Here is a 24,222-nt window from a genome sequence, read left to right as displayed (position 1 = left end):
GGCCGCTCGTGCGCAGGAGCGATTGTGGGTGTGTTTAGTCGATGAGATGGCCTAAAGTCCTAGGTCGTGAGTGAGGCCAAAAACCCGCCTGAGGATCAGTCCGCAGCGGAGCGTGCGGCCAAGGCTGAGCGGCGGAAACTGCGTGATGAACGGTGCCAGAAACTCCGAGAGCGAAAGAAACAGCTACTCGCCGAGGAAGGCATCAAGGCTCGGGCAGCGATGGGGCGCGCAGTGCGGGAGCAGGGCTCGACTCCTCCGCCTCCCTGGAACAAACGTCCAATAGCCAAGAGGTACTACTGAGCTGAGCGAACACCGACTCAGACAGCTCTTGATCGTGGGCTGCACCAGTTCATGAAGGCTGGTGGAAGCACCCGCTTTAGGAGAGCGGTGATCCCTTCGGGGCCCCGACGCCCTTTACCTCGGCGTACGCCCTCACAGGCGCCAGGTCGCCTTCTGATCAATCCGCGCATATGTCGCGCTCTGCAACCCGTACTCGGAAAGGATTTCCAAAGCCTCCAGCACACCACCGACCACATGATGGGCGTTGTGCTCGTGCTCGGGTCAGGCTCCGCGGTCGATCGAGATCGAACAGAGGCCGGCGGCGTCCGCCGGCTACGTCGGCGGCGGGGTTGTCGCCGATCACCCATCAGCCCTTGTGCCAGCGGTGAGGCTAGCTAGGCCGATTGTTCGCTGCGTTGTCGTACCTGATCGATACGCTCCGAGACATGGCATCCCGTGAGATCGTCCCGATCACCTACGAGATCGGCTACCGCATTAGCATGATGTGCCACTGGGCTGCGGTCGGTTCTTCGGCTCCGCCCTCTCCGCCTTCCCTGAGGTCTACATCGACTTCAGCAACTGGCTAGTACAACAAACGCCGGTACGCCGTCCCTACATACCTTCGACGCCACCGGCCAACAGGGCCCCCACAAGAAGCGCCCCAGTGCGGACGAGACGGCCGGCGGAACCCAGGCAGGAGCGGTTGACATCGCAGCTCACTGGAACCCATGGCTTTTACGAAACATTGGGACAACTTATACAACACCTGACTATTTGATTCGCGAGGACTGGCTGACGGCTCGTCGGCGACCTCGTGTACTCATCAGCTAGTAGCGGCGGCTAACGCCGAGGCGGTCGCATATGACGGCAATGCCGCACGACTGCTGAACTGCACTGGCATAGCGCCTAGCCGCTCACAAGCGAACGGTTCCCCCTTATAGCACCGGCATGATACGGAGAAAGGCTAGCTATAGTGAACGATGTCATCCTGCGTGGCCCCCTGGGAGAGACCGCACTTCGACTAAGCCAGTCGGAAGGACTGTGTGCTACCTCAATCTACACAGCATTGCTAAGCCTGTGGTCGGCCGCCATCGCTCCGACTACAAGAATCTATTCGCTATATAATTACCGACCTACCTTGGTGTGGGTTGTGCTGGTATCAAATGATCACGATACCGACAAGCGCTCACTACTGGACGTTGCCTACGAGGCAGCGGGAGGCGTCCACACTTTCGAGAACCTCAATATTCACAAAGACCTAACCACCAAAACGCAAGTACACAAGGAGATAAAAAGAGATCTTCAGACGGCTACTAGCACAAGGGTCTCCTCGCTACTCACAGGAAGTCCTTTCACAAAGAAGTCACGAGGACCTTACATAGTCCATAAATTCCTGGAATACGAGTTGTGCAATTTATGGGATGGATACGAATTTGCAGGAGTAGACAAAAGGCGTCCGATGAAGATTTCTACACGATCGACACTGGTGGTTGCATGGGAAGTTTCTGACCTTGAATGGAGCTCCGGGTTCAGAGGACTCGATACGCCCGCCTACAGTCGACTCCTTCCGTTCAGAGTCGGAGCTGGTTACCAGAATAAGATGGTCGATGCAGTAAGAAATGACACCCAGCACAAGGACATTGAGGCAGCCTACAAATGGGCGACCAGAGAGAGGCGCATACTACAACTGACTCGTGCGGGCGCTATCAAGTGGTACAGCATTCGTCAATCTGAGCGCGTTCTACTTGAGTGCTTGACCGGCACGACTAAGGATCACTTTGTGCGGCTGGGTGAACATACTCTCCGAATAGCTGCCGCTCTAGCGGCCTCCGAAAGGACTACGGCGATTGGAGGAGCTCTTGTCGAAGCAGCATGGTCCCTAGTCAGGCGATCTATAGTCGACGCCTTTCATCTCGCCCACTCCATTGGTGGGCAAATCGACACGATTCTAACCGATATTGATAACAAAGTTAGTACCATCGGCGATGCGGATCCGAAGCGACCCATATCGGCCGCCTATGTTCCACCCGGTCCTCATGACAAAGATGCTTTCGATCAAAACGCTGGCCACATAAAGTTAATCATCAAGAAAGCGACCCGGGACAGCCTCCTGGCCAGCCGCATAAAAAGCTGGTATAGAGACCGATGCCAGATCTGCGGCACTACGCTTTCGATTCCGGCACCACCTTTCACATACAGCGAGGCCGCCCACATCCAGGCATTTGGGGGTGTGCATGATGGCCCCGATTGTGTCGAAAATCTTCTATGTTTGTGCCCCAACTGCCACGTACTATTTGACAAGGGCGCACGGTACCTAACCGACGATTTCCGTATCATGGATGCTGTTACCGGACAGGAGCTAGGCGAGCTGACAGTTCATCCACAACATCACATTGACCTAAGCTATGTGCGCCAGCACCGACAGCGCTGGAATTTTGGTAGACAGACCTGATTTTGCGTGTGCTGGTGTAGCGAAAAACCGTCGTCAGAGAGCTCTGGACAATAGCCGGTGGTCAGACGCGTGTAGATGGTGGCACGGATGTGTCAGCGTGTGGCAACGTTGCTGTCAGTGCTGCTGTCACCTCAGCCGTAGTCCTCCGATGCCAAGACCCGACGAAGGAGGGGCTTGGCGGCGATCGCCCCCAGCCCGTACGGCAGTCAGCGAAGTCAGCGTTCGTCACGGCCTCGACCACACCCAGAGGGGCAGGGTTGCCGTCACCTTTGAGCCGCTCTACCTCGTGCTCATTCTCCTGCGTCGCTTCCCCGTAGCTGCGAACCCCGGCCAAAGCGGAGCGGGTCAAGGGGCGGCCGGTCAACCGCGGACGCAGCGTCATAGCGACTCTTCTCCCAGACGGTCGCGCCGCGCTCCCGTAGTCCTTCAGCCGTGGCACGAGCAATAATTTGGTAGCTCTCGCTCCGACCGCCGCAGAGCCTCAGCCGCGCGAAGTCCCTGTCATGCGCCGCCGCTCCGACGTCACAAAAGTCCGGCTTTCATACTATTGTTCGTAAGGGCCGAGGAAACGTGCGCCATTCAGGTGAATCAAATGATCAGGGTCGTCCGCCACCCATGCCTCGGTCTCCCAAGCGAGCTCGGGGAGCCACTGGCGCATCGCCTCACGGTTCTCGAAGCAACTCACGAAAACGAGTCCCGCTGCCGGCGTAGCGAATAGTTCACGAAGGGTACGGCGGCGCTCGTCATCGAACGGACCCTTGCTTTTTACGGCCTCCATAAGGAAGAGCCATCCACGGGCTTCGTCGTATAGGACAAGGTCCGGCATTCGCCCATGGGGATCGAAAGTCAACCCAAGCTTCTCCTCAAAAAATTTTTCCTCGAAGAGGGCTCGTTTTCCCCGAGTGTCTCCTAGATAGAGCACCTTCGTGCCGGGCGCAAAGCGCGGTACAAACTCCTCAACCATTTTCTTCAGCAACGGGTTCTGTCCGGAGGGAGAGAGTAGGAACGCCTCCCCGTCAGGCAAATCAACAGAGATCATCGCGGCATGGAGGGCTTCCGCTCGCGCTTTAACTGCCTCCGACGCTTCATTAAGGAAGCCAACAAGAGCATTCTCGAAAGCGTCCGTACCATATAACCTGACTGCTGCAACCGCCTCGTCGGACAGGCAATACTCGTTGAGTTGCGAATTCGTGGCGATATTTTGGTTATCCGGATTGAGGACCGCGAATCCGTTATCAACCCACTGACGTAGGGTTTTCTTGCGGAAATCTTCCCGGCTACCAGTGGCGTAGGGCTTGGCCCAGTGCTCACCAGACCAGTCCATGATCTTCTGCACGCCGAGACGCGGGGTGGTTGAGTCGGCCCAGCGGCCTCCCGGCTTCAGACCAGCAAGCGCGAGCAGCGTTACGGCACTGCGGACATTGTATCGCTGTGCGTCGAACCCGAAGCTCTTTAGCAGCGCCCGTGCGGTGCCGATGGTCGCTATCGTCTCGTCGATGTCATTGCTAGCGGTCACGCGGTGGAGTCTGGCACTTCCGAGAAGAGTTTGGCTACCACGGCGTCCAACGTCTCCTGGTCGGGCAAGCCGTCGGGCGCGGTCTTGGCGAGAAGGATGAGGTCCTCGCGACAGGGGAACGGGAGCCGGCGTAGGTCGCCCGCGTTGACCTGGGTGTGGCCCGAGAATGCTCGAAAGTATTGATCTAATATGGTCGAGTTAAGCCAGAGCATGAGACCGCGGGCGAGGTTTCTCTCAAGCGGGTTATTCGATTCATGTAGATAATTCGTCTTGTTATCAAATGCAACTTCACCGGGTCCATCCCAGAGCGCAGCAATGACACGTCGGCGGTCCTCCTTCGCAGTTTGCCGTTTAACTACAACATACGGGCCTTGAGGGAGGACTTGGCGGATTGCGGCATCGTCAATGGCAACGAATCCCTGCGGCTTTCTCGCGTTCACTTGTGGCCACTCGATCCCACCGGATCGAATGTTCGACTGATAGATCATTGGGGTGACGCCGGGGGTGTTGAGGTCATCGGTCAGGTATTGGCGGTTACGGAAATCGACCACCTTTCCAGTACTGACGTCGATGCCGAGGTCGGACAAGGTGAATCTCACAGCCGAGGGTACTGATACACTCTCGACGAAGTGCACGATTTTGTCATCGTCTCCACTCTGAACAATCGCGGAGAAGGGAACGGAGCGTGTGACCGGATCCTCGTCATGCGCAACCGATTTCGAGAGGATCACGTTGGAAATTTGAGGCCTCAAACTGAAAGCGACAATAACGTTTTCCTGCTTCACCTTCGTGTCTGCGAATACCTTGGTGCGACTTTCAAATTCATGGAGCACGTCGAGACTCGCGGTCGATAGCAGCCAGTGGCGGAATGGACGATAGTAAGTCCCATTTGCCCATGAGCGGGGAACGATAAAAACTCCCTGCCCGTCCTTATTGAGTGAAGCGACTGCCCTCGCCCAAAAGGCTACGTAGACGTTGGGGGTATCGATGGCGCGCGCTGCCGTTGCAAGCCGTGCAGGCGAATCTGCGGCAAGCTTTCCGTACGGCGGATTGGCGATCACGAGGTCGAACGGACCATCCAACTTGGCGCTCTTGTCAAGCAAGTAGTCACCCTCGACCAGGTCGTAGGAGATGCCATAGGCAGCCTGGCATTCCTCCAGAGTGGCGCGTAGGCAGGGCGTGATGGAGGGGTCAGTTTCCACGGCCACGACGTGAACGGCAACGTCGGGGCGTTCGGTATGCAGTCGAGCAACGAGAGCGGCGGTCAGAGACCCAACGCCAGCTCCTGGATCGAGTACCCGGACAGTGTCACTGAGGTAGTCGACTCGAAGCATTGAGGCCATCAGCGTGGCGGCCTTCACGGGAGTGAAGAACTGCCCTAGCACCGCTTGGGTACTCGGGTCTAGTTTGCCGAGAGCAGCTTGGCGCCGGGTCTCAGTGCTGGTGATCGGATCCACGCGTAGAGCGTAACGGCCCAAGTGGGGAGTGCACTGACGGGCCGACACACGACAGTGAGGCTCATCGAAGCCCGACTGTCCGGGTCGATTTGGTGCCGACGGCCGAGTTCGCCCACATCGCGCACAGGACGATCTACCGAGTCAGCAGCCGCGGGTCCAGAGGGCTCTTGACCGATGCGGATACGTCGGTAGGTTATGGATGTCCCGCCCCTTCCGCTGGGTCGAGGCTTGGCGGGCCTGGAGTAGAGGGATCTCCTTCGGGCCTGCCAGTGATCTTCCGTTTGGAGTCGGTTGTGCGGTGTCCCTCGCGCGTGGGCGGTGCTGGCCGCGACCGGCCGGAGAGCCGCAGCGCGGCCAGCAGATCGCCCGACGCGCGGCGGGTCGCCGTAGGCGATCCGCCTTGATAGCGAGAAGAAAAGTAGCTTCCGGCGGCAGGACGGGTCGTTGTCCTACCTCGGCTGATGGTTGACACGGCGACTTCGGTTGATGCTTTACACCACGTCGGCTGACCTGGCTTTTATGTGATCGACGGCGATCACATGGGGGGCCGGGTTGGCGCTGGTGGAGCTGAGCGTCTTGGAGCAGCGGTATCGCGCTGTGCTGGAAGTAGAGGCAGGATCTCCGGTGACCGAGGTCGCCGAGCGGTATGGGGTGTCGCGGCAGTCGGTGCACGCGTGGGTGCGGCGGTATCGCGATGGCGGGTTAGGTGCGTTGGCTGATCGCACGCACCGGCCGGACACCTGCCCCCATCAGACGTCGGATGCGGTGGAGGCACTGGTATGCGAGTTGCGCCGCCAGCATCCGCGGTGGGGGCCACAGCGTCTGGCCTATGAGCTGGATCAGCGAGGTGCCGGCCCGGTGCCGTCGCCGGCCACGTTGTATCGGATCCTGGTCCGCAACCAGCTCATCACGCCCGGGCAGCGGCGCCGGCCCCGCTCGTCGTATGTCCGCTGGGAGCGGGACGCCCCGATGGAGCTGTGGCAGCTGGACGTTATGGGCGGGGTGTTCCTGACCGACGGGCGCGAGCTGAAGCTCATCAGCGGAATCGATGACCATTCCCGGTTCATCGTCATCGCGCACCTGGTGGTCCGCGCGTCCGGGCGGGCGGTCTGCCGGGCCTTCGCCGAGGCGATGCGCACCTTCGGCGTGCCGGACGAAGTTCTCACCGACAATGGCAAGCAGTTCACCGGCCGGTTCACCAAGCCCCGCCCGACTGAGGTGCTGTTCGAGCGGATCTGCCGGGAGAACGGCATCACCGTCCGCAACACCAAGCCCCGTTCCCCGACGACGACCGGGAAGATCGAGCGCTGGCACAAGACCGTGCGGACGGAGTTCCTGTCCGTCCACGGTGCCTTCGCCAGCCTCCAGGCCGCGCAGGCCGCGCTGGATGCCTGGGTGAGCAGCTATAACACCGTCCGCCCGCACCAGGCTCTGGGCATGGCCACCCCGGCCAGCCGCTTCGCAGGCGGATCAGCGTCGGCTGCTGCCACCGACGCCGATGTGCCGCTGCGGTTGCCCGCCGACCTGACAGCCGTGCCTGCCTCCTCGTCTGCGCCGATCGGCCACCCACTCAAGGCCCGGCAGGTGGACTCGGAGCCGATGCCTGCTGCCGATGGTTTCCCCGCCACCGTGGACCCTGGGGGTGGTGTCCCGGCCGCGGTGGAGTTCGACCGCCTCGTGCCTGCCAGTGGGAACATGACCGCCTGCGGGCGGCAGATCTGGCTGGGCCGCCAGCGGGCCGCGCAACAGGTGACCATCTGGGTCTCGGCCACCACCATGCACGTCTTCTCCGGACAGGAACTGCTCAAGACCCATCCGGTACTGCTCACCGAGGGCGATCTGGCTCAGCTGATCGGCCAGGGCGGACGCCTCGGCCGGCCATCACCGGCCACCGCCCTGCCGCCGGGACCCTTGCCCGCCGACACGGTCGTGGAGATCGATCGGCAGGTCACAGGTTCTGGATGCGTCAACGTCGCGGGCAAGCTGATCGGCGTCGGCCTGCCACTGGCCGGCAAACGCGCCACCCTGCGCATCGATGCGTCGCTGATGCAGGTCATCATCGACGGCACGCTGGTCAAAACACTGCCCAGCCCGGTCACCGGGCCCCAACGCCGACGTCTGCGAGGCGCTCGTCTGGCCGGGCTGGCTCCCGCCGCACCGGCTGGCGCGGTGCAGGTTGAGCGGGTGGTCTCCCACACCGGTTCGGTGAAAGTCGCCGGCTGCAAGCTGCAGATCGGCAGCATCCACCGCGGCAAGGTCGTCACCATCGTCCTCGAAGAGACCCAGTTCCGGATCCTCTACCAAGGCGAGGAACTGTCGACCCATCCCCGGGTGGTCGTCAAGGAGGTGAAACGGCTACGAGCAAGCGGCAACATCGACTACGGAATCTAGGCCCGGTGTAAAGCATCAGCCGAGACGAATCCGTCAAGCATCACCTGAAGTTCGACACGGCAGGACGGGTCGTTAGCGGAGCGGTTCGGCTGTGGCCCAGACGCGTTCGAGGCTGGTGAGATAGACGGCTGTGCTGTCTTCGTCCCTGGTGGCCGTGAGGTACAACACGGGGGCCTGGGTCGCCGCGGTGCCGTAGGCGTGGACGTTCACGAGAAGCTCGGTGTCGGCTCGGTAGATGGAGTTGTAGAGCGTCGTGCGGTGGAGTCGGATCTCCACGCCGTCGATCTCGTGGAGCGGCCGGTACAGCATGAGGGCGTTCCGTACTCGGGCGGCCATGACGTCTGCTCCGATGCCTTCTTCTGCTCCTCGTGCGGCCACCTCGGGGCTGTCGGGGTCGCCGAGAAGGATGCGGACCTTCACGCCTGCGCGGGCTCGGCTGCCCAGGAGGCGGATCATGCCGGTGTCCTCGGCGAGGAACAGGCTGCTGTAGGTCAGGATGTCGATCTCGCGACTTGCGCTCTGGAAGAGCCGCCGCCAGATGTTCTGCGGTACGGCCCAGCGGTGGGGATAGACGGCTTTCACTTCGTGGGAAATGGTTCGCCGCGGTTGGGCGACGTCGGGCCACAGGTCACTCTCGTCGAGTTGCAGCATGTCGGCCAGTGCCCAGCGGTGGCGGGGGTAGGGGACGCGGCCCTTGAGCCAGCGGTCGACCGTCTTGGGGTCCACTTCGAGGGCGGCGGCGACGTCGACGGTTCCGAGTCTGGCCCGGGCAAGGGCATGGCGCAGGGTGTCGCTCATGGGGTGCACCTCCTGGGGCGGCGGCTCTGCCTGCGACGTTAACACGAGACGTCCCTAGACGTCCCTTAGTCGCGGTGTAGAGGTTCCCCCGCCTTGGCGGAAGCTCGTTCGGCATGGGCGCGATGAACGCGCCCACCAAGCCGAAAGGCGCGTGTCAGGCATGGAGCAACTGAGGCCGGTCCAGAAGCGGCAGCGCGAGTATCAGGAACAGCTCTTGACGGAGCTGCGGGATGAGCTGGAACAGCGCGGGATCACGGTGGTCCTGATCGTGGATGAGAAGAACCGGCCAGCCCTGGACGTGACCGACAGCCGGCTACGGCCCCGCCGGGTCTACATCCACCTGGCGTTCTTGTGGTTCTACTGGGGCGACCAGCACGACGAGCGGGTCTCGTGCCTGCGCCTGCTGCCGGCGGCCGACCGCATCGAGAAGGCGGCGCGTGAGGGCTGGCGCGACGGCGAACAGGGAGAGCTCGGTATCGACCTGACGAAGATTCTCGATGCGCACCGCTCCTGAACGGCGCAAGGCATGGCTGACAGGGCAAAGAGTCTCCGGCAAGCTGGCTGAGCGGCTGCGCGAACGGATCACGACGGGCGTCTATCCGGTAGGGCGGGCGCTGCCCTCGGAGACCGCTTTGACGGCGGAGTTCCGCGTTGCCCGCACCACAGTGCGTCGCGCGTTGCGCACCTTGGAGGCAGAGGGGTTGATCGTGACGGTCCCCTCCAAGGGGCGGCTCGTACAAGGCGCTGACGCGCCGGTCGATGCCTCCTACCGCTACCAGCTCATCGCCCGGGAGCTGCGGCGACGAATCGAGCGGGGCGACCTCAGCCCTGGAGACCTGCTGCCCAGCGAAGCGGAACTTCGCTGGCTGTACGAGGCGTCGCGGAACACCGTACGGCAGGCGTTCGCGGAGCTGGAGCGCGAAGGGCTGATCGTGTCCCGGCAAGGCAAGGGCCGGTTCGTCCTTCCTGGCGAGTAGGACGTCCCAGGACGTCTGGGTTGGAGCTCTAGGTCGCATAGAGGCGGGTGCGCCTATCGTCTGTCTCGTGGAGCAAGCTGCGTGGGCGCGTGATCTGGCCGAACAACTCCTAGCCGAGCCGCTGCCCCGGCGCTGGGCACACACCCAGGGTGTAGCGGCGCAGGCCGCGACGCTGGCCCCGATCCTTGGCAACGAGGCCGACACGCTGGCCGCTGCCGCCTATCTGCATGACATCGGCTACTCCCCAGAGCTGGTCGACACCGGGTTTCACCCCCTCGACGGTGCCCGCTACCTCCGAGATGTGGCGGGCGCCGACGAGCAACTGTGCCGCCTGGTCGCCCATCACTCCTGCGCGGTCAACGAGGCCACCGAACGCGACCTGTATGAGGCATTGACCAAGGAGTTCGCCCCGGAGCGGCGGGAGCTGGCCGACGCGTTGACCTACTGCGACATGACCACCGGTCCCGACGGCCGGCACCTCGACGTACACGAGCGGCTGGCTGAGATCCATTCCCGGTACGGGCCAGAGCACCTGGTGAGCCGCTCTATCACGACGTCTACGCCGTGCATCCTGGCCGCTGTTCGAGCGATTGAGACGAAGCTGCGCGAACTGTCGGCCCGCTGACCGACGGGCTCACTCCTCCATGTACGCCTTGCGGATCTTGGCGCCGCCGTACGCTCCACGAGGGTTGCAGACCGGGCATCCGCAGGGCGGGGTGCCGTGGGCGTTGGGCATGTAGCGCCATCCGGTCACTTGGTTCACGCTCCTGATGCGGTGGATCTCCCTGGCCTGGATCGGGCGCGGGACCAGGAGTTCGTATCCGCTGGCGTCCTGTTGCTCGGCGATCAGGGCGGCCGCTGCGGCGCTGCCGAGTTCGACCGGCGGGGCGTTGTAGTGGCCCACCAACACCGGCTCGTCATCGGGGATGCGGAAGTGGACGGCAACGAGGGTGCGCTGACCACTACGGCGTAGCTCACGGCCCCACTGATAGGTGATTTGGTAAGAGGGCAGCACCGGCAGGCAATAGACGCCTGTCGCATCGCTCCGCCCCACGCTGACGGCGCGGATGCCCGCCCTCCGAATCGGGCGGATGTTCTTGGCCGGTGTGAGGTGCACGAGCAAGGTCATGGCTTATCCGATGTGTGGCAGGGCGGTGCCGGCGAGGTAGTGACCGATCCGCAGGGCCATTGAGCGGTCCATCGGCAGCGTCGCCACCTCGCCGCGTGGCACCCATCGGACCTCGGTTGACTCGCTGCTCGGGGTCGGTTCGCCGCTGATGGCGCGGGCGGTGAGGACGATGGAGAACTCCTGCCGGGCCTCGCCGTTCGAGGTGTAGAGGATCACGTGGTGGGGATCGGTGTAGGTCCCGACCAGGCCCGTGATCTCGCACAACACGCCCGTCTCTTCGAGGGTCTCGCGTACGGCCGCCTGTGGGAGGGACTCGCCGAGGTCGATCGCGCCGCCGGGGACGGCCCAGTTGTCGTTGTCGCTGCGGCGGATCATGAGGATGTCCCCAGCGTCGTTGGTGACGACGACATTGACGGACGGGACGAGGCTGTTCGGCTTGGGTGCGTCAGGGTCGTCGTAGTAGTCGATCCGGCGGGCCACGATCACGACCCTACCGGCGTGGCCTGCTCCCAGACCCGCTCGAAACTCTCGATGTAGGTGGTGACCATGTCCCCGCCTAACACCTTGCGCAGGTGCAGGACGGGGGCGTTGCCGGCGGGCACGCCGTACACGTGGGTGTTGACGAGAAGTTGATCGTCGCCGCGGTAGATGGAGTTGTACAGCACCGTGCGGTGAAGCCGGATCTCCACTCCGGCGACGCCGCGGATGGGCCGGTAGAGGACGAGGACGTTGCGGATCTTGGCCGCCATGCCGTCGTCAATGCCCTCGTCGGCGCCGCGCTGGGCGACCTCGGGACTGTCGGGGTCGCCGAGCAGAATCCGTACCTGTACCCCGGCGGCGGCCTTCTCGCCGAGCATCCGCACGATGCCGGCGTCGTCGGCGAGGAACAGGCCGCTGTAGACCAGGATGCCGATCTCGTCCTGGGCCTGGGCGAACAGACGTCCCCAGGCGTCCCGGGGGACGGCCCAGCGGTGCGGGTAAACGGTGACGATCTCGCTCTCTGACGCTGAGGCGACCTGCTCACGCGTCAACGCCTCGGGCCACAGGTAACTCTCGTCCACCCCCAGGTGGGTGGCGACGGCGTACCTGTGCTTTCGGTACGGCGCGCGGCCTTTGGTTATCCAGCGTTCGACGGTTTTGGGGTCCACCTGGATTGCGGTCGCCAGTTCGGCGATGCTCACCCCGCGTTCCAGAAGGGCCGCGCGTAGTCGCTCGTTGGCCATTTCACCTGCCGCGTCAGGACGTCCAGGGACGTGGCAATCGTAGACGGGACGTCTTGAACATGTCCCGTCGTGTAGTGATCTCGTCCTGCCCTTCCGCCGCACTCTCGGTGTCACAACGCACCACTACCTGCGGCGGAAGGAGAACAGACCATGACAGAGACCACGATTGCCCTACCGGAGGAGAGCCCCGACTGCGCCTGCGGCGCGCTCCTGAAGCCCGGACAGATCCACTGCAGCAAGTGCCTCGCCCGTCAACGCTGGGAGCGGCGCGAGAAGGCCCGGCGCAGGGCCGCCCGGCGTCGCGCCATCACCCGCCGTCCCCCGCGCGGCCCGCGCAGCGCCGCCGCCCTGGGGGTGATCTGGTCGTGAGCTCGCTGCCTCTGATCATCGCCCTGGCGCTCAGCGCGGTCGTGGCCGTCGGCTTCGTGGCGGTCCTGGTCGGCATCCGGCGAGAGGACAAGGCCATGTTCCGTGGCAGCGCCTCCGGGGATGCGTCGGCACGGCTGGCCCGTCACGTGACGGGCTTGAAGGTCCGGAACGGCGGCCCTACGTCTCGGATCGCTGAGACAAGGTCGCTTCGACCCGCGCCAGGCGTTCCGACAGGTCCTGTACGGCGGTGCGTAGCGCGATGACCTCGCTCGCCAAGTCGCCCGCCGGCCCTGGGTCGGTGTCCGGGACGTCTTCCCGGACGAACACGCCCTTGCCCTGCTGGCCGATGACCAGGCCCTCGGTCCGCAAGATCCCGACCGCCAGCTTCACGACGCTGAGCGAGGCGTCGTACCGAGCGGCGAGCTGGGTGGTCGACGGCAACGGCGAGCCGGGCGGCAGAGATCCGCCGCGTATCTGCTCGCGCAGATCGTCGGCGATCTGGAGGTAACCGGGCCGTCCCGTCTTCTTGACCATCGCCCCTTATCTCAGCACAGCAACACGACCAAGCCAACCGAGAGAACATTGACAACCAGGCCAACCTAGTTAACTATGTTGGCCACGAGACTAAGGAGGTCCACAAGATGCGCACCATTCCAATCCCGGTAGACGTGACCAAACTGCAGTTCGTCTGCGTCCGCGCCCCCCGCCCGCGCGTCCTCAACCAGGACACCGGCGAGATCAAGACCGACAAGAACGGCAACACCGTCTACGAGATCGTCCTGTCGGTGGAGGACGAGTTCGGCCGGATCGAACTCGTCAAGGTGGGCACCTCCGGCGAGCCCCAGGTGGCCGCCGGGCAGGACGTCACCCCCATCGGCCTGGTCGGCTACGTCTGGGAAATGTCCCGGGGCGGCGAGGCCCGCTGGGGCATCAGCTACCGGGCCAGCTCGATCGTCCCAGCAGGGGTGACCGCCCATGCGTGACGCCCTGCTGATGCTGCTCGCGGGCCTGGCCGCTGCGGTGGCCGGCCTGTGGGCCTGGCGGCTCCTGCACTACCGGTCGTACTGGCTGGCAGTCGGTTTCCCGCTGATGGCTGCCACGATCTGGGCGACCTGGCGCAAGGTGGCCCTGGGCTGCGGCCTGACCAAGAAGCGGCAGCGCTGGTGGTTCACCGTCGTTCCCGGCGCGATTGCCTCGACCGGGCTCGTGAAGGTACGGCGGCGCTTCCAGCGGGTCGCGGTCGACACCAAGCCGTTCATGTGGCTGCCGTTGCCGACCCGGCACGGCTGGCGGGTCACTGTCCACACGCTCGAAGGGCAGATCCCAGCCGACTACGCCCAGGCCGCCGAGCGGCTGGCGCACTCCTGGGGTGTCCACGCCGTGCGGGTCTCCTCCCCGCGGCCCGGCCGTGTGGTCCTGGCCGCCACCGTGCAGGACCCACTCGTCCGCCTCGACCACCTCCCCGCCTCGCGCGACCTCCTCACCGTCCACGTCGGGCGGCTGGAAACCGGTGGACTGTGGACAATCGACTTCCGCACGGTGCCGCACTGGATCAACGCGGGCGCCACCCAGTCCGGCAAGTCCAACCTCGCCAACGCCCTGCTCGTCGGGCTGGCCCCGCAACCGGTCGCCCTGGTCGGCATCGACCTCAAAGGCGGCGTCGAGTTCACCCCGTACGCACCTCGGCTGTCGGCCCTGGCGACCACGCGGGCCGAGAGTGTGGGCCTGCTGGATGACCTGGTGGCGCTCATGGTCGATCGGATGGGGCTGTGCCGTACGGCCGGCGCGCGCAACATCTGGCAGCTGCCGCCCGGCGTGCGCCCGGTCCCGGTGGTGGTGCTGGTCGACGAGCTGGCCGAGCTGTATCTGATGGCCGACAAGTCCGAGAAAGACGAGATCGCCCACACCTCGACCGCGTTGCTGCGGGTGGCCCAGCTCGGACGGGCGTTCGGCATCTACCTGTTCTGCTCCGGCCAGCGGATCGGCTCCGACCTCGGCCCCGGCGTCACCGCGCTCCGCGCGCAGTGTTCCGGGCGGATCTGCCACCGAGTCAACGACCCCGAGACGGCAACCATGACACTCGGCGACCTCGACCCAGCAGCCCTGGTTGCCGCCCGTGCGATCCCCGCCGAAACGCCCGGCGTCGCGATCGTCGCCTCCCAGGACGGCCAGTGGTACCGCGCCCGCTCCTTCTACGTCGCCGAGCAGGTCGCCGAACACGCCGCCCACACCTACGCCCACCTCACCCCGGACTGGGCCGACATCGTCCGGCCCGACCGGGACGGGGCTGCCCTGTCCGCCCTGCTGTCCGCCTGACCGAGAAAGGGGGTAACGATGCGACGCCTCGCCTCATGGCTGCTCGACACCGGGCCGGTCCTCGTCCTGGCGGCCATCGCGGGTGCCGGATCGTTCACCCACATCCGCGACACCGCCACCGACCACGGACAGACCGGCTGGATGTCCTGGGCCGTGGCCGTCTGCGTCGACCTCACCTGCGTCATGGCCGCCCGCGAACGCCAGCGGGACAAGAAGATGGGCCGCCAGCGCGACGGGTGGGTGTCCTGGCCGACGCTCGCCCTGGCCGGCGGAATCGTCCTGTCCCTGGCCGCCAACCTGCACCAAGCCGAACCCACCGTGTGGGGCTGGCTCACCGCTGCCACCCCCGCCGGGGCATTCCTCATCGCCGTCTCGATGCTCGAACGCCGCGCCGCAGCTTCTCGTCCCGCCCAGTCCACGCCCGTCCTGACCGTCGATGCCGTCCCGTCCTCGCCGCCCCCGGCCCCGGCGCTCGTCCCCGCCGTACAGGACGGGCAGGACGGCGAGCCGGGACCGTCCCCGGCGCTGGTCGACTACGCCCGCCGCGTGGCCGACGAGCACCAGGCCAAGCACGGCAAGCCGATCACTCGAGACCTGCTGCGCGCACGACTGGGCGTGTCCAACCAGCTCGCCTCCGACCTGCTGCGCACCCTGCGCACCGCATCCGAACCCATCGCATGAGAGGAGACCACCACATGACCAACGACGACCACCGTTCCGCGCTCATCGCCGGGCTCCGTGCCCTGGCCGACTTCCTGGACGCCAACCCGGCCGTCCCCGTCCCTTACTCGGTCAACGTGCTGCACTTCCCGCACCGCGCCCCGGATGCCGAGATGTGCGCCGAGGTCGACCACATCGCCGAACTCCTCGGCACCTCGATCGATCCGCGCGAGCGCGAGGCCGGCCACTACGCCGCCTCGATCTGCTTCGGCCCTGTGGAGTACCGGGCTGTGGCCATCCTCGCCGCCCGTCGCGCTCAGTACGAAGCCGAACGCAGCTACGAGGGCTGCATCCAGTCCGACCCCGTTCCCAACAAGAAGGCGGCGCAGGCCGCCTGACCACCAAAGGAGGTGATGCCCATGACCGACAGCGAGCAGGCCCCGCCCACCGAGTCCACGCCGATCACGCCGCGGCGATGGCAGTGCTGTCACTGCGGCGGAGGCGGTCTCGACTCCTACGGCGAGACCTGCCGCCACTGTGACGGGCTCGGCTTCTGCTGAACCGTCAGCGCCCCCGGCCTGGCCGTACATCCGCCAAGACAACCGCCAGGTCGGGGGCCATCCCTCCACCCCATCGAGTGAAAGGAGGTCTCCATCTTGCCCGTAACATCCGCCAACGCGCACGCCATCCGCGGTGCCATCGCCCGACTCAACAACCCTGACTGCTCCCGCTTCGCCTCCCAGATCCGCCGAACCCACGGATGCCGGCAGCCGATCCACCTGCGGGGCAAGGTCGAACACTGGGATAAGGCCACCGGGACCCTGCTGCACCGCTACAGCACCCACCTCGAACCCGACGGCGTCCTACGCGTCCCGTGCAAGACCCGCCGCGCCTCCCGCTGCCCGGCCTGCGCCGAGACCTACCGCGCCGACACCTACCATCTCATCCGCGCCGGCCTCGTCGGCGGCAAAGGCGTCCCCACGTCGGTGACGACACACCCGTGCCTGTTCGTCACCCTCACCGCACCGTCCTTCGGCCCGGTCCACACCCGCAGGCAGCACAACGGGAGCGTCCTGCCCTGCCACCCTCGCCGCGACGCCGAGACCTGCCCGCACGGGCGCGTCCTGTCCTGCACCGCCCGGCACGGGAGCGAGGATGAATGCCTCGGTGAGCCGCTGTGCCGCGACTGCTACGACTACACCGGCTCGGTCCTGTTCAACGCGGTCGCGCCGCTGCTGTGGAAACGCTTCGCCGACGCCCTGCGCCGGCACCTGGCCAAGCTCGGCGGACTGACTCTCCGCGACATGCGGGACCAGCTCGTCGTGTCCTTCGCCAAGGTCGCCGAATACCAGCGGCGCGGCGTCGTCCACCTGCACGCTGTGATCCGCCTCGACGGCCCGGCCGGACCCATCTCCCCGCCCCCGACCTGGGCGACGCTCGACCTGCTCACCCAGGCCGTAGAGCATGCCGCCGCCGTAGTCACAGCCAAGGTGCCCGCGTACGACGGCCACCCGGAACGGGTGCTGCGCTGGGGTACGCAGCTCGACGCCCGTCCGATCGCGATGGACGGCGAGCTGACCGACCAGGCCGTAGCCGGGTACGTGGCCAAGTACGCGACCAAGGCCGCCGAATCCGTCGGCACCATCGACCGGCGCATCGTCCCCGGCGAGGACCTGACCGCCCTGCACGTCCGCGACCACGCCCGACGGCTCATCGCCGAATGCCTCCGCCTCGGCTCCTTCGAGGAACTGGCTGAACTTCGGGTGACCCAGTGGGCGCACATGCTCGGCTTCCGCGGCCACTTCTCCACCCGATCCCGCCGCTACTCCACCACCCTCGGCGACATCCGCGCCGAACGGCAGAACCACGCTCGCGACGAGGAGGTCACCACCGGCCGTCTGCCCCTCCTCGACGAGGACACCGTCCTCGTCATCAGCGAATGGGAGTACGCCGGAAAGGGTTACTCCCCCGGTGACGCCCTCGTGGCCGCTCTCACCGCCTCCTCGTCAACCGGCGTCGGAGGGAGCGGCTGATGGCGCGCAACGACCAGCTCCTCACCGTCCCTGAGGTGCTTGCTGAACTCGGCGGAGTATCCCGCCGAACCTTTTACCGCTGGCGCGAACTCGGCCACGCGCCTAAGTGCATCAAGCTCCCCAACGGCGAACTCCGCGTCTGGCGCAGCGAGCTCACGGCCTGGCTGGCCTCCCTTCAGGAGGCCGCGTGAACACCAGCTATGACGTGAAGTTTTGGGACATCCGTCGCAACGCCTCCAGCAAGACACCCTCCTACGTCGTCCGCTGGAAGGTGGGTGGGCGGGAGAAGTCGAAGACTCTAAGGACAAAGGCCCTGGCCGAAAGCTATCTATCCGAGCTTCGCCAGGCCGCCAGAAGCGGTGAGGCATTCGACATGGTGACGGGGCTGCCCGTGTCGATGCTGAAGGCCAAGAACGCCGTTACGTGGTACTCGTTCGCTCTGGCCTACGTGGATATGAAATGGCCGCACGCGGCGGCGAAGACGCGGGATAGCCTGACCGATGCCCTCGCTACGGTCACCCCGGCCCTCGTGGTGGAGGACGCACCCGGTGCGCCGGATGTCGCGGTGCTGCGGGAAGCACTCCGGCAATACGCACTCCCCCCGTCGTCTCGCGGCCTCGCTCAACCAGAAGACATCCGCCTGGCTCTCGCCTGGCTCGAGCGCCATTCCCTCCCCGTTGCTGACTTGGCCAAAGTCCGCAATGTACGCCTCGGCCTCGACGCGCTGACGCTCCGGCTCGACGGCGGAGCAGCTGCGCCCCCGACCATCGCGCGCAAGCGCTCGGTCTTCTACAACGCCCTTCAGTACGCGGTGGACCTGGAAGAGTTGCCAGCCAACCCCATCGACAAGGTCAAGGCTTGGAAGCCGCCGAAGGTGCGTGAGGTGGTTGATCGGCGCGTGGTGGTCAACCCGAAGCAGGCGCGCGAGCTGCTGACTGCGGTCACCTACGTGGGCCGCCTCGACCGAGGGCGTCATCTTCGGGCCTTCTTCGCCTGTCTCTACTTCGCCGGCCTTCGCCCCGCGGAGGCCCTCGGTCTCCGTAAGCAGGACTGCTACCTTCCAGAGACCGGCTGGGGACGTCTGATCCTCGCCAAGTCGAAGCCGCAGGCCAACAAGAAGTGGACGAACAGCGGAGAAGCTCACGACGATCGAGGGCTCAAGCATCGCGCTCAGGACGAGGGCCGGCCCGTCCCAATCCCACCTGAGCTGGTGACCACCCTTCGCGAGCACATCGAGGAGTTCGGCGTTCATGACGACGGGCGCCTATTTCGCACGTCACGCGGCGGCGTGATCTCGATTGGGACATACTGTGACACCTGGAAGGCGGCGCGAGCCCTGGCGCTGTCCCCCGAACAGGTGGTTTCCCCACTGGCCGCCCGGCCATACGACCTGCGTCACGCTGCGGTAAGCCTCTGGCTCAATGCCGGAGTCTCAGCCCCTGATGTGGCAGAACGGGCAGGACATGGGGTAGACGTCCTGCTCAAGGTCTACGCCAAGTGCATAGACGGCGGCGCAGAAATCGCCAACCAGAGGATTGACCTCGCTCTGAACTCGTAATCAGGGCAGGGGACGGGCCCCTGCAAGAGGGCCGGGGTCCGTTCCTCCCTGACGCGACGTCCGGTTCGTGTATGTCCCTTCAACCGCCCTGCCGGCGTTGCCGCTATTCGGACAGCGCCCGCAGTACTCGATCCGTTCCCGGGACATGGATGCCGTTGGGTGCGTAGGGTTAACACCTACTAGGTTCGACTAGCGATTAATAGGAGATCAAGGGTGCCAGACGCCGGGATCGCCGAGTTGAGAGCTAAGCTGCAGCGACTGCACGAGGACTACGTCAGGAAATCTAAGCAGGCACTAGCGGCCTTGGAACGCGAAGAACGTGCAATCAAGCGAGAGATAGCCGCAAAGATCAAGACGGCCGGACAGCTCAAGGTTCTGATGCGCCTAACCGCAGGTCCGGCTGTGACTAGCTACCACTCTGCCCGCTACCCGTGTGGACGTGTCACATTCAGAGAAAACTACAAGGAGCTGGCAGAAGCGGATGCGCAGGGCCGCGGCCTGTTGCGGTGTACGGCCTGCAACTGGTCACGCCACGAGATGGACGAAGCCGAGCATCCGAGTGACGGTTCGTAGCATCGTTCAACCAGGACAGCCTCATGCCTGATAGCCTAATTGGCTGCCCTTTCCCCCGGCCACCGCCTAAGCCGTACAGGCGAACGCCGCCGCATGCAAAGGAGTGTGCGCCATGCCCCAGGCGGTCATCAGTTACGTGGGCGAGATGCCCTACAGGCCGGGGGGCATCGAAGACCTACATCCGTTCGTGCCATGCCTGCAAGCTGAGATGGGCGACGAGCTGCTATTCAAGGTGTGGGTGCAACTGTCCTTCGAGGGCAGCATCAACGCCATCCGGCAACTTGAACGACGGGGACTATCGACGGACGCGGCGAATCAGGTTATTAGTCACGCGCTCGTTCGGTATGGAGTGGATCGCTTAGAGCAGTTCGTCACCGAGTACTTGAGCGCTGGTAGCGGGCCCGCCGGATCTTCTGACGTATGGCGCCTGACCACTGACAACGTACCGCAACTACTTGCGCTTGTTGAGCATAAGACGTGCGACTACCAAATGCGCATGCAGCGTGATCTTTTTTGCACGGCGGCGAGCGCCAAGGACGCATCAGGGGTAGGAAAGGTTAACGGGCGCAATGCCGCTCCTACCAGTAGACCTCTATGCCAAAGCTGCGCGCTGCCTGGTACCCAAACCATCTGCTCCCATCTCATGCATCCAAGAGTGACGGCCCTCATAAGTGGTGCATCAAGGATTTCCGAGCGCCACGTCGTCGACGCTCTATGCGACAGAGGCATGAACGAGGTGCGCAACGTGGATGGATGTCGTGCTGGGGGGCATGGATGCTGGCAACGCATCGTGGCAGTCGAGCCACCGGATGCACCGCCCGTCTCACCACTCGAACTGGCAGAAGCGTTCGACGTGTTGGATGCCGTGTGGCGTCTTGCATTCGACAAGAAGAAGCCGCTGCTGTCGTTGAGTACGGTAGCAACGCCGGCCGCGTTGTCGCTGCGCTGCACTACGCGAGCCGAGTTCGAGACACGCATCAGCGACTTGGCCGACCTGATCGATCGCATCAAGGTAGACGATCTTTATTTGAAGCCGCGTTCGGAAGAAGAGTTAGAGAAGGACAAAGACAAGCTGAAGGCAAGCCTCAACCGCATTGAGGACTGTCTGCATTACCACCTGGATCGTGCACAGCATGCGGCAGTAGACAGGGCTATCAAGACTTTGCGCACGATCCGCCAGGCGCGTAACGCGGAGCAACACGGCATCACCGAAGGCGGGGGTCTGACGGCAAAACTCCGTGATCTGGGCATCTATGACGCCCCGCCGAATTGGGGCGGCGCATGGGATGCGGTGCGGGCACGAGCAGTGGAGGCACTGACCACCCTCCGGCATGAGCTCATGGCGTACGTAAACGTGCAGTGAGGCCGAGCAATCGCTCGGTCCTCGCGTCCGTCGGACAAGGTAGCCAAGATGCTAGTGATCAGGCTCAGAGAGTTGTGGGAGTGGCCGAGGCGCCCTCCCGCAACCGGGTGGCCTGCCAAAACACACCCAAGATCATTCCGCGCATATTCCGCAGACAGCGGCCGAGGGCTGCTCAGGGTGGTGTACGGCTGCGCACGGCTGAAACGATCAACGGCGTCTGACCCGAGCGAAACCGCTGGTCAGACGCCGTTTTGGCTGGTTGAGCGGAGAGCGTGGGATTCGAACCCACGAGACCGGTCACCCGGCCTAGCGGTTTTCAAGACCGCCGCCATCGTCCACTAGGCGAGCTCTCCCCGGCGCCCCGCGGCTGGAGGCGCCACGCAGGAGCCTAGTCTGTCACTCCCCGGCACGTGACCGCGACCGAGAAAGAGATCGTTCCCGGCCCGCGATCGGTTACAGGTGATCGGGAATTTCGGAGAACCTGCGCTCGGTCAGCGCCTGCGGCCCGGCGAAGCCATCGCCCACGGAGGCGGCCAGACGGAGGTAGGCGTCCCTGGTGGCCTGCTGAAGGCGGTCGAGATCGATCTCCGCCCCCTCCTCCAGGTGGGCGTCGTACGGCACACGGACCACGGTGCGGCAACGGGCGGCGAAATGAGCCTCCAGCTTGTCGAGGTCCACCGTGGACTTCGAGCGCTGCCGTACGCTGCACAGCACCACGGTGGCGGCCCGGACGAGATCGCCGTAGTGGTGCGCCTCCAGCCAGTCCAGCGTGGCCGAGGCCGCCCGCGCGCCGTCCACGGACGGCGAGCTGACCAGCACGATCTGGTCGGCCATACCGAGCACACCCGACATGGCGGAGTGCAGGAGGCCGGTGCCGCAGTCGGTGATGCAGATGGAGTAGAAGTTCTCCAGCACCTGCGCCACCGCGTGGTAGTCCTTGGCGCTGAACGCCTCCGACACCGACGGGTCGCGGTCCGACGCCAGGATCTCCAGCCGCGACGGCGTCTGCGACGTGAAAGCCCTGATGTCCACATACCGCTTGATCTGCGCGCGCTCGTTCAGCAGGTCGCGTACGGTGGCCGCGGTCTCCAACTCGACCTTGTCGGAGAGCGTCCCGCGGTCGGGGTTGGCGTCGACGGCGATGACACGGTCGCCGCGCACCTGCGCGAGCGTGGCGCCGAGGCCGACGGTCGTCGTGGTCTTGCCCACACCACCCTTGAGGCTGAGCACGGCGACCCGGTGGTGGCCGGTGGCGACGGGCGTGCGGGCGCGTTGCACCAGTTCACGACGCCGCCGCACCTCCGGGGCCTCGCCCGGCTTGATCAGTCCGGCGGACGCCTTGTAGACCAGCCGGCGCCAGCCCGTCGCGGGAACGTTCCTCCGTCCCCTCAGCAGCGTGACCGGGTCGAGGCTGTCGGCGGTCGGCTTGGATCCTGCCGCTTTCGGCCCTGCCGCCTTCGACCCTGTCGTACGTGCCGGCGAGGCGAAGGCGTGGGCAGGGGGAGCCGGTCGGCGGGGAGACTGGTACGCCTCCCGCTCTGCCACCGCGTCCCGTTCCGCCGGCGCGTCCCGTTCCGTGACGAGCGCCTGCTCGGGTGCGAGGCTCGGCGTACGCTCGGGCGCGGGCTCCGGCATGGGCGAACGCGCGGGAGCGGGCGCGGGCGCCGCGACAGGACCCGGCTCGTACGGCTTTCGCTCCTCGGCGGCCAGATCCTCCCGCAGCGAACCGGTGAAGCGGTCGTCCTTGATGTCCGGAGGGGCCTCGGCGCGCGGGGCGGCGAAGGGAGACGGGATCTCCGGCGGCGCGGGCTGCTCTTCCGGCTCGGCGGCGGTGGCGGGTTCCTGCTGAGCGGCCGGCACCGGCACGGCCGGCTCCAGCCAGCCCCGCAACGGCTCCTGGGACGCGGACGGCGTGCCGGGCTCCGACGAGGAGAAGGGCTTACGCGTCTCGCTGTCGGAGAAGGCTCCGACGTTGTAGCCGTCGGTGTCCGCGGGCGAGCCGGAGAAGGCGCCGAAGGCCCGTTCGCCGAACAGAGGGGTGGTGAAGGACGAGGAACCGTCCAGGCCCCCCTGCGACGAGGTGGGGCGGCCGTCGTCCTCCGGCTCCTGGTCACCGCTCGGCGACTCCGGCGTCATGCCTGTGGACGTCGCAGACGGCTCCGATGCCGCACCGAAAGACGCGCCGAAAGAGGGCGCGAAGGACGACTCGGACGCCGCGCCGAAAGACGGCTCGGACGACGGAGGGCTTACGGGTCCGGTCGACGACGCGGACATCTCCGCGGGCTCACCGAAAGCCGTGCCACGGCCGGACGTCTCCCCAGGGTCACCGAAAGCCGTGCCACGGCCGGACGTCTCCGCATGCTCGCCGAAGGCGTCGCCTCGGGCCGCCGTCTCCCCAGGGTCACCGAAAGCGCCGCCCCGGCGAGATGTCTCCGGATGTTCACCGAAAGCGCCGCCCCGGGTGGTCGTCTCCGTAGATTCGCCGAGGGCGCCGCCCCGGAGGGACGTCTCCGGCGGCAGGCCGAAAGCGCCGGAGGACTCGACCGGCGGCGCGTCCTCACGCTCGTCCGCAGGCGAGGAGCCGGGCCTGGTCACGAAGGCCGTCGTGTCGCCGAAGGCCGATTCGCCATACCCCGAATCGGCTCCATAACCCGATCCAAATTCGGACTTTTCCACGCTTTCGTACCCAAAGCCGCCCGAATATCCGGAGTCGCCGCCGAAGAGGGACTCGCGGATGGGACTGGTGGACGACGCCTCGGAGGCCTCCGCGGTCTCCTCGTCCTCCTGCCGCGGGGCACCGTACGCGGAGCCGGTCGCGCTGTCGGCGGCGCCGCGGATCAGACCGCCGGACGCGGGCTCGGCCGGGACGAGACTCCAGGGGTCGGCGGGGTACGGGGAGACGGGCTCGGGGTCGGCGGACGACGGCGGTGGAGAGGCGACGGTGGCGGAGGTGACCGCGCTGACGGCTATCTCGACCTCGTCGGGCATCTCCTTGATCGCGTCAAGCCACGCGAGCTGGTCCTCGAGAGAATGGGGATCCTCACGATCATGTCTCGCCACCGTGTACCCCCTCGGGCTGGGCTAATGGGGTAGCAAACACATTGCAGATTAGCGCCCCGTAATGCGGT

Annotated in this window: 23 protein-coding genes, 1 tRNA gene and 1 pseudogene; 16 read left to right on the top strand and 9 right to left on the bottom strand. The window is 65.3% G+C overall.

Translation table 11 applies throughout. The features are described from left to right. The first annotated feature begins 1,420 nt into the window (after positions 1-1,420). A complete protein-coding gene (locus ACQPZZ_RS01485) occupies positions 1,421-2,731 on the top strand; it encodes an HNH endonuclease (RefSeq protein ID WP_432928202.1) in 1,311 nt (436 codons plus the stop codon). Positions 2,732-3,275: 544 nt separating this feature from the next. Here ACQPZZ_RS01485 and ACQPZZ_RS01480 read toward each other — a convergent pair. Continuing rightward, positions 3,276-4,247, bottom strand: a complete 972-nt coding sequence (locus ACQPZZ_RS01480; RefSeq protein ID WP_432928200.1) for a BsuBI/PstI family type II restriction endonuclease — start codon at positions 4,245-4,247, stop codon at positions 3,276-3,278. Beyond that, positions 4,244-5,704: an Eco57I restriction-modification methylase domain-containing protein gene (locus tag ACQPZZ_RS01475; protein ID WP_432928198.1), complete on the bottom strand. Its 1,461-nt coding sequence runs from the start codon at positions 5,702-5,704 to the stop codon at positions 4,244-4,246. Before ACQPZZ_RS01475 ends, ACQPZZ_RS01480 begins: the two co-directional genes overlap by 4 nt. A gap of 567 nt (positions 5,705-6,271) precedes the next feature. On the opposite strand from ACQPZZ_RS01475, the pseudogene ACQPZZ_RS01470 reads away from it, so the two are divergent. After that, positions 6,272-7,258 (top strand): annotated as a pseudogene (locus tag ACQPZZ_RS01470) (IS481 family transposase); the annotation flags it as partial. Positions 7,259-8,167: 909 nt separating this feature from the next. On the opposite strand, the gene ACQPZZ_RS01465 reads toward ACQPZZ_RS01470, so the two are convergent. Then, complete coding sequence (locus tag ACQPZZ_RS01465; protein WP_432928196.1) at positions 8,168-8,893, bottom strand: XRE family transcriptional regulator; 726 nt, start codon at positions 8,891-8,893, stop codon at positions 8,168-8,170. A 160-nt stretch (positions 8,894-9,053) separates the two neighbouring features. On the opposite strand from ACQPZZ_RS01465, the gene ACQPZZ_RS01460 reads away from it, so the two are divergent. The 3 genes from ACQPZZ_RS01460 (at position 9,054) to ACQPZZ_RS01450 (ending at position 10,495) form a co-directional block, all read left to right on the top strand. Next, on the top strand, positions 9,054-9,407 hold the full coding sequence (locus ACQPZZ_RS01460; RefSeq protein WP_432928194.1) for a hypothetical protein: 354 nt from the start codon (positions 9,054-9,056) through the stop codon (positions 9,405-9,407). Further along, positions 9,391-9,870, top strand: coding sequence for a GntR family transcriptional regulator (locus ACQPZZ_RS01455; RefSeq protein ID WP_432928192.1), 480 nt, complete (start codon positions 9,391-9,393; stop codon positions 9,868-9,870). The genes ACQPZZ_RS01460 and ACQPZZ_RS01455 overlap by 17 nt, the downstream gene beginning before the upstream one ends. 67 nt (positions 9,871-9,937) lie before the next feature. Next, entirely contained in the window at positions 9,938-10,495 is a 558-nt protein-coding gene (locus ACQPZZ_RS01450; RefSeq protein WP_432928190.1) for an HD domain-containing protein, read from the top strand. Positions 10,496-10,504: 9 nt separating this feature from the next. Here ACQPZZ_RS01450 and ACQPZZ_RS01445 read toward each other — a convergent pair whose 3' ends face one another. From ACQPZZ_RS01445 to ACQPZZ_RS01435, 3 genes are read right to left on the bottom strand one after another with little or no spacing between them, the layout of a single operon-like run. Beyond that, positions 10,505-10,999: a hypothetical protein gene (locus ACQPZZ_RS01445; RefSeq protein ID WP_432928188.1), complete on the bottom strand. Its 495-nt coding sequence runs from the start codon at positions 10,997-10,999 to the stop codon at positions 10,505-10,507. 3 nt (positions 11,000-11,002) lie between these two features. Further along, a complete protein-coding gene (locus ACQPZZ_RS01440) occupies positions 11,003-11,479 on the bottom strand; it encodes an NUDIX hydrolase (protein ID WP_432928186.1) in 477 nt (158 codons plus the stop codon). A 2-nt stretch (positions 11,480-11,481) separates the two neighbouring features. Further along, positions 11,482-12,222: an XRE family transcriptional regulator gene (locus ACQPZZ_RS01435; protein WP_432928184.1), complete on the bottom strand. Its 741-nt coding sequence runs from the start codon at positions 12,220-12,222 to the stop codon at positions 11,482-11,484. Positions 12,223-12,372: 150 nt separating this feature from the next. Between ACQPZZ_RS01435 and ACQPZZ_RS01430 the strand changes: the two genes are divergently transcribed. Next, positions 12,373-12,591 carry a hypothetical protein gene (locus tag ACQPZZ_RS01430; RefSeq protein WP_432928182.1) on the top strand — a complete coding sequence of 73 codons (219 nt, stop codon included), beginning with the start codon at positions 12,373-12,375 and terminating at the stop codon, positions 12,589-12,591. 177 nt (positions 12,592-12,768) lie between these two features. Here the strand turns inward: ACQPZZ_RS01430 and ACQPZZ_RS01425 are convergent, their stop codons facing one another. After that, on the bottom strand, positions 12,769-13,125 hold the full coding sequence (locus tag ACQPZZ_RS01425; protein ID WP_432928180.1) for a GntR family transcriptional regulator: 357 nt from the start codon (positions 13,123-13,125) through the stop codon (positions 12,769-12,771). A gap of 107 nt (positions 13,126-13,232) precedes the next feature. On the opposite strand from ACQPZZ_RS01425, the gene ACQPZZ_RS01420 reads away from it, so the two are divergent. From ACQPZZ_RS01420 to ACQPZZ_RS01375, 10 genes are all read left to right on the top strand, one after another. Next, a complete protein-coding gene (locus ACQPZZ_RS01420; RefSeq protein WP_142649204.1) occupies positions 13,233-13,574 on the top strand; it encodes a hypothetical protein in 342 nt (113 codons plus the stop codon). Further along, on the top strand, positions 13,567-14,907 hold the full coding sequence (locus ACQPZZ_RS01415; protein ID WP_432928178.1) for an FtsK/SpoIIIE domain-containing protein: 1,341 nt from the start codon (positions 13,567-13,569) through the stop codon (positions 14,905-14,907). Before ACQPZZ_RS01420 ends, ACQPZZ_RS01415 begins: the two co-directional genes overlap by 8 nt. 18 nt (positions 14,908-14,925) lie before the next feature. Then, complete coding sequence (locus tag ACQPZZ_RS01410) at positions 14,926-15,588, top strand: DUF2637 domain-containing protein (RefSeq protein WP_432928176.1); 663 nt, start codon at positions 14,926-14,928, stop codon at positions 15,586-15,588. A 14-nt stretch (positions 15,589-15,602) separates the two neighbouring features. Then, the gene (locus ACQPZZ_RS01405) at positions 15,603-15,965 is read left to right on the top strand and encodes a hypothetical protein (protein WP_432928174.1); all 363 of its coding nucleotides are present in this window, start codon (positions 15,603-15,605) and stop codon (positions 15,963-15,965) included. Between the two features lie 21 nt (positions 15,966-15,986). After that, positions 15,987-16,127, top strand: a complete 141-nt coding sequence (locus tag ACQPZZ_RS01400; RefSeq protein WP_432928172.1) for a hypothetical protein — start codon at positions 15,987-15,989, stop codon at positions 16,125-16,127. Between the two features lie 96 nt (positions 16,128-16,223). Next, complete coding sequence (locus ACQPZZ_RS01395) at positions 16,224-17,600, top strand: replication initiator (protein WP_432928170.1); 1,377 nt, start codon at positions 16,224-16,226, stop codon at positions 17,598-17,600. Continuing rightward, positions 17,600-17,791, top strand: coding sequence for a helix-turn-helix transcriptional regulator (locus tag ACQPZZ_RS01390; RefSeq protein WP_432928168.1), 192 nt, complete (start codon positions 17,600-17,602; stop codon positions 17,789-17,791). Before ACQPZZ_RS01395 ends, ACQPZZ_RS01390 begins: the two co-directional genes overlap by 1 nt. Further along, positions 17,788-19,158 carry a tyrosine-type recombinase/integrase gene (locus ACQPZZ_RS01385; protein WP_432928166.1) on the top strand — a complete coding sequence of 457 codons (1,371 nt, stop codon included), beginning with the start codon at positions 17,788-17,790 and terminating at the stop codon, positions 19,156-19,158. Before ACQPZZ_RS01390 ends, ACQPZZ_RS01385 begins: the two co-directional genes overlap by 4 nt. Positions 19,159-19,371: 213 nt before the next feature. Beyond that, positions 19,372-19,731, top strand: coding sequence for a hypothetical protein (locus ACQPZZ_RS01380; RefSeq protein ID WP_432928164.1), 360 nt, complete (start codon positions 19,372-19,374; stop codon positions 19,729-19,731). 112 nt (positions 19,732-19,843) lie between these two features. Next, complete coding sequence (locus ACQPZZ_RS01375) at positions 19,844-21,094, top strand: hypothetical protein (protein WP_432928162.1); 1,251 nt, start codon at positions 19,844-19,846, stop codon at positions 21,092-21,094. A gap of 264 nt (positions 21,095-21,358) precedes the next feature. Here ACQPZZ_RS01375 and ACQPZZ_RS01370 read toward each other — a convergent pair. Together ACQPZZ_RS01370 and ACQPZZ_RS01365 are read right to left on the bottom strand one after the other, a co-directional pair. Beyond that, a tRNA-Ser gene (locus ACQPZZ_RS01370) sits at positions 21,359-21,447 on the bottom strand. Between the two features lie 100 nt (positions 21,448-21,547). Beyond that, a complete protein-coding gene (locus tag ACQPZZ_RS01365; RefSeq protein ID WP_432928160.1) occupies positions 21,548-24,154 on the bottom strand; it encodes an AAA family ATPase in 2,607 nt (868 codons plus the stop codon). Positions 24,155-24,222 lie beyond the last annotated feature (68 nt).

It is taken from the genome of Microbispora sp. CA-135349 (assembly GCF_050947365.1).
Classification (GTDB): domain Bacteria; phylum Actinomycetota; class Actinomycetes; order Streptosporangiales; family Streptosporangiaceae; genus Microbispora.
The sequence above is the reverse complement of the archived record's forward strand: the minus strand, read 5'-3'. Positions and strand labels throughout refer to the sequence as shown.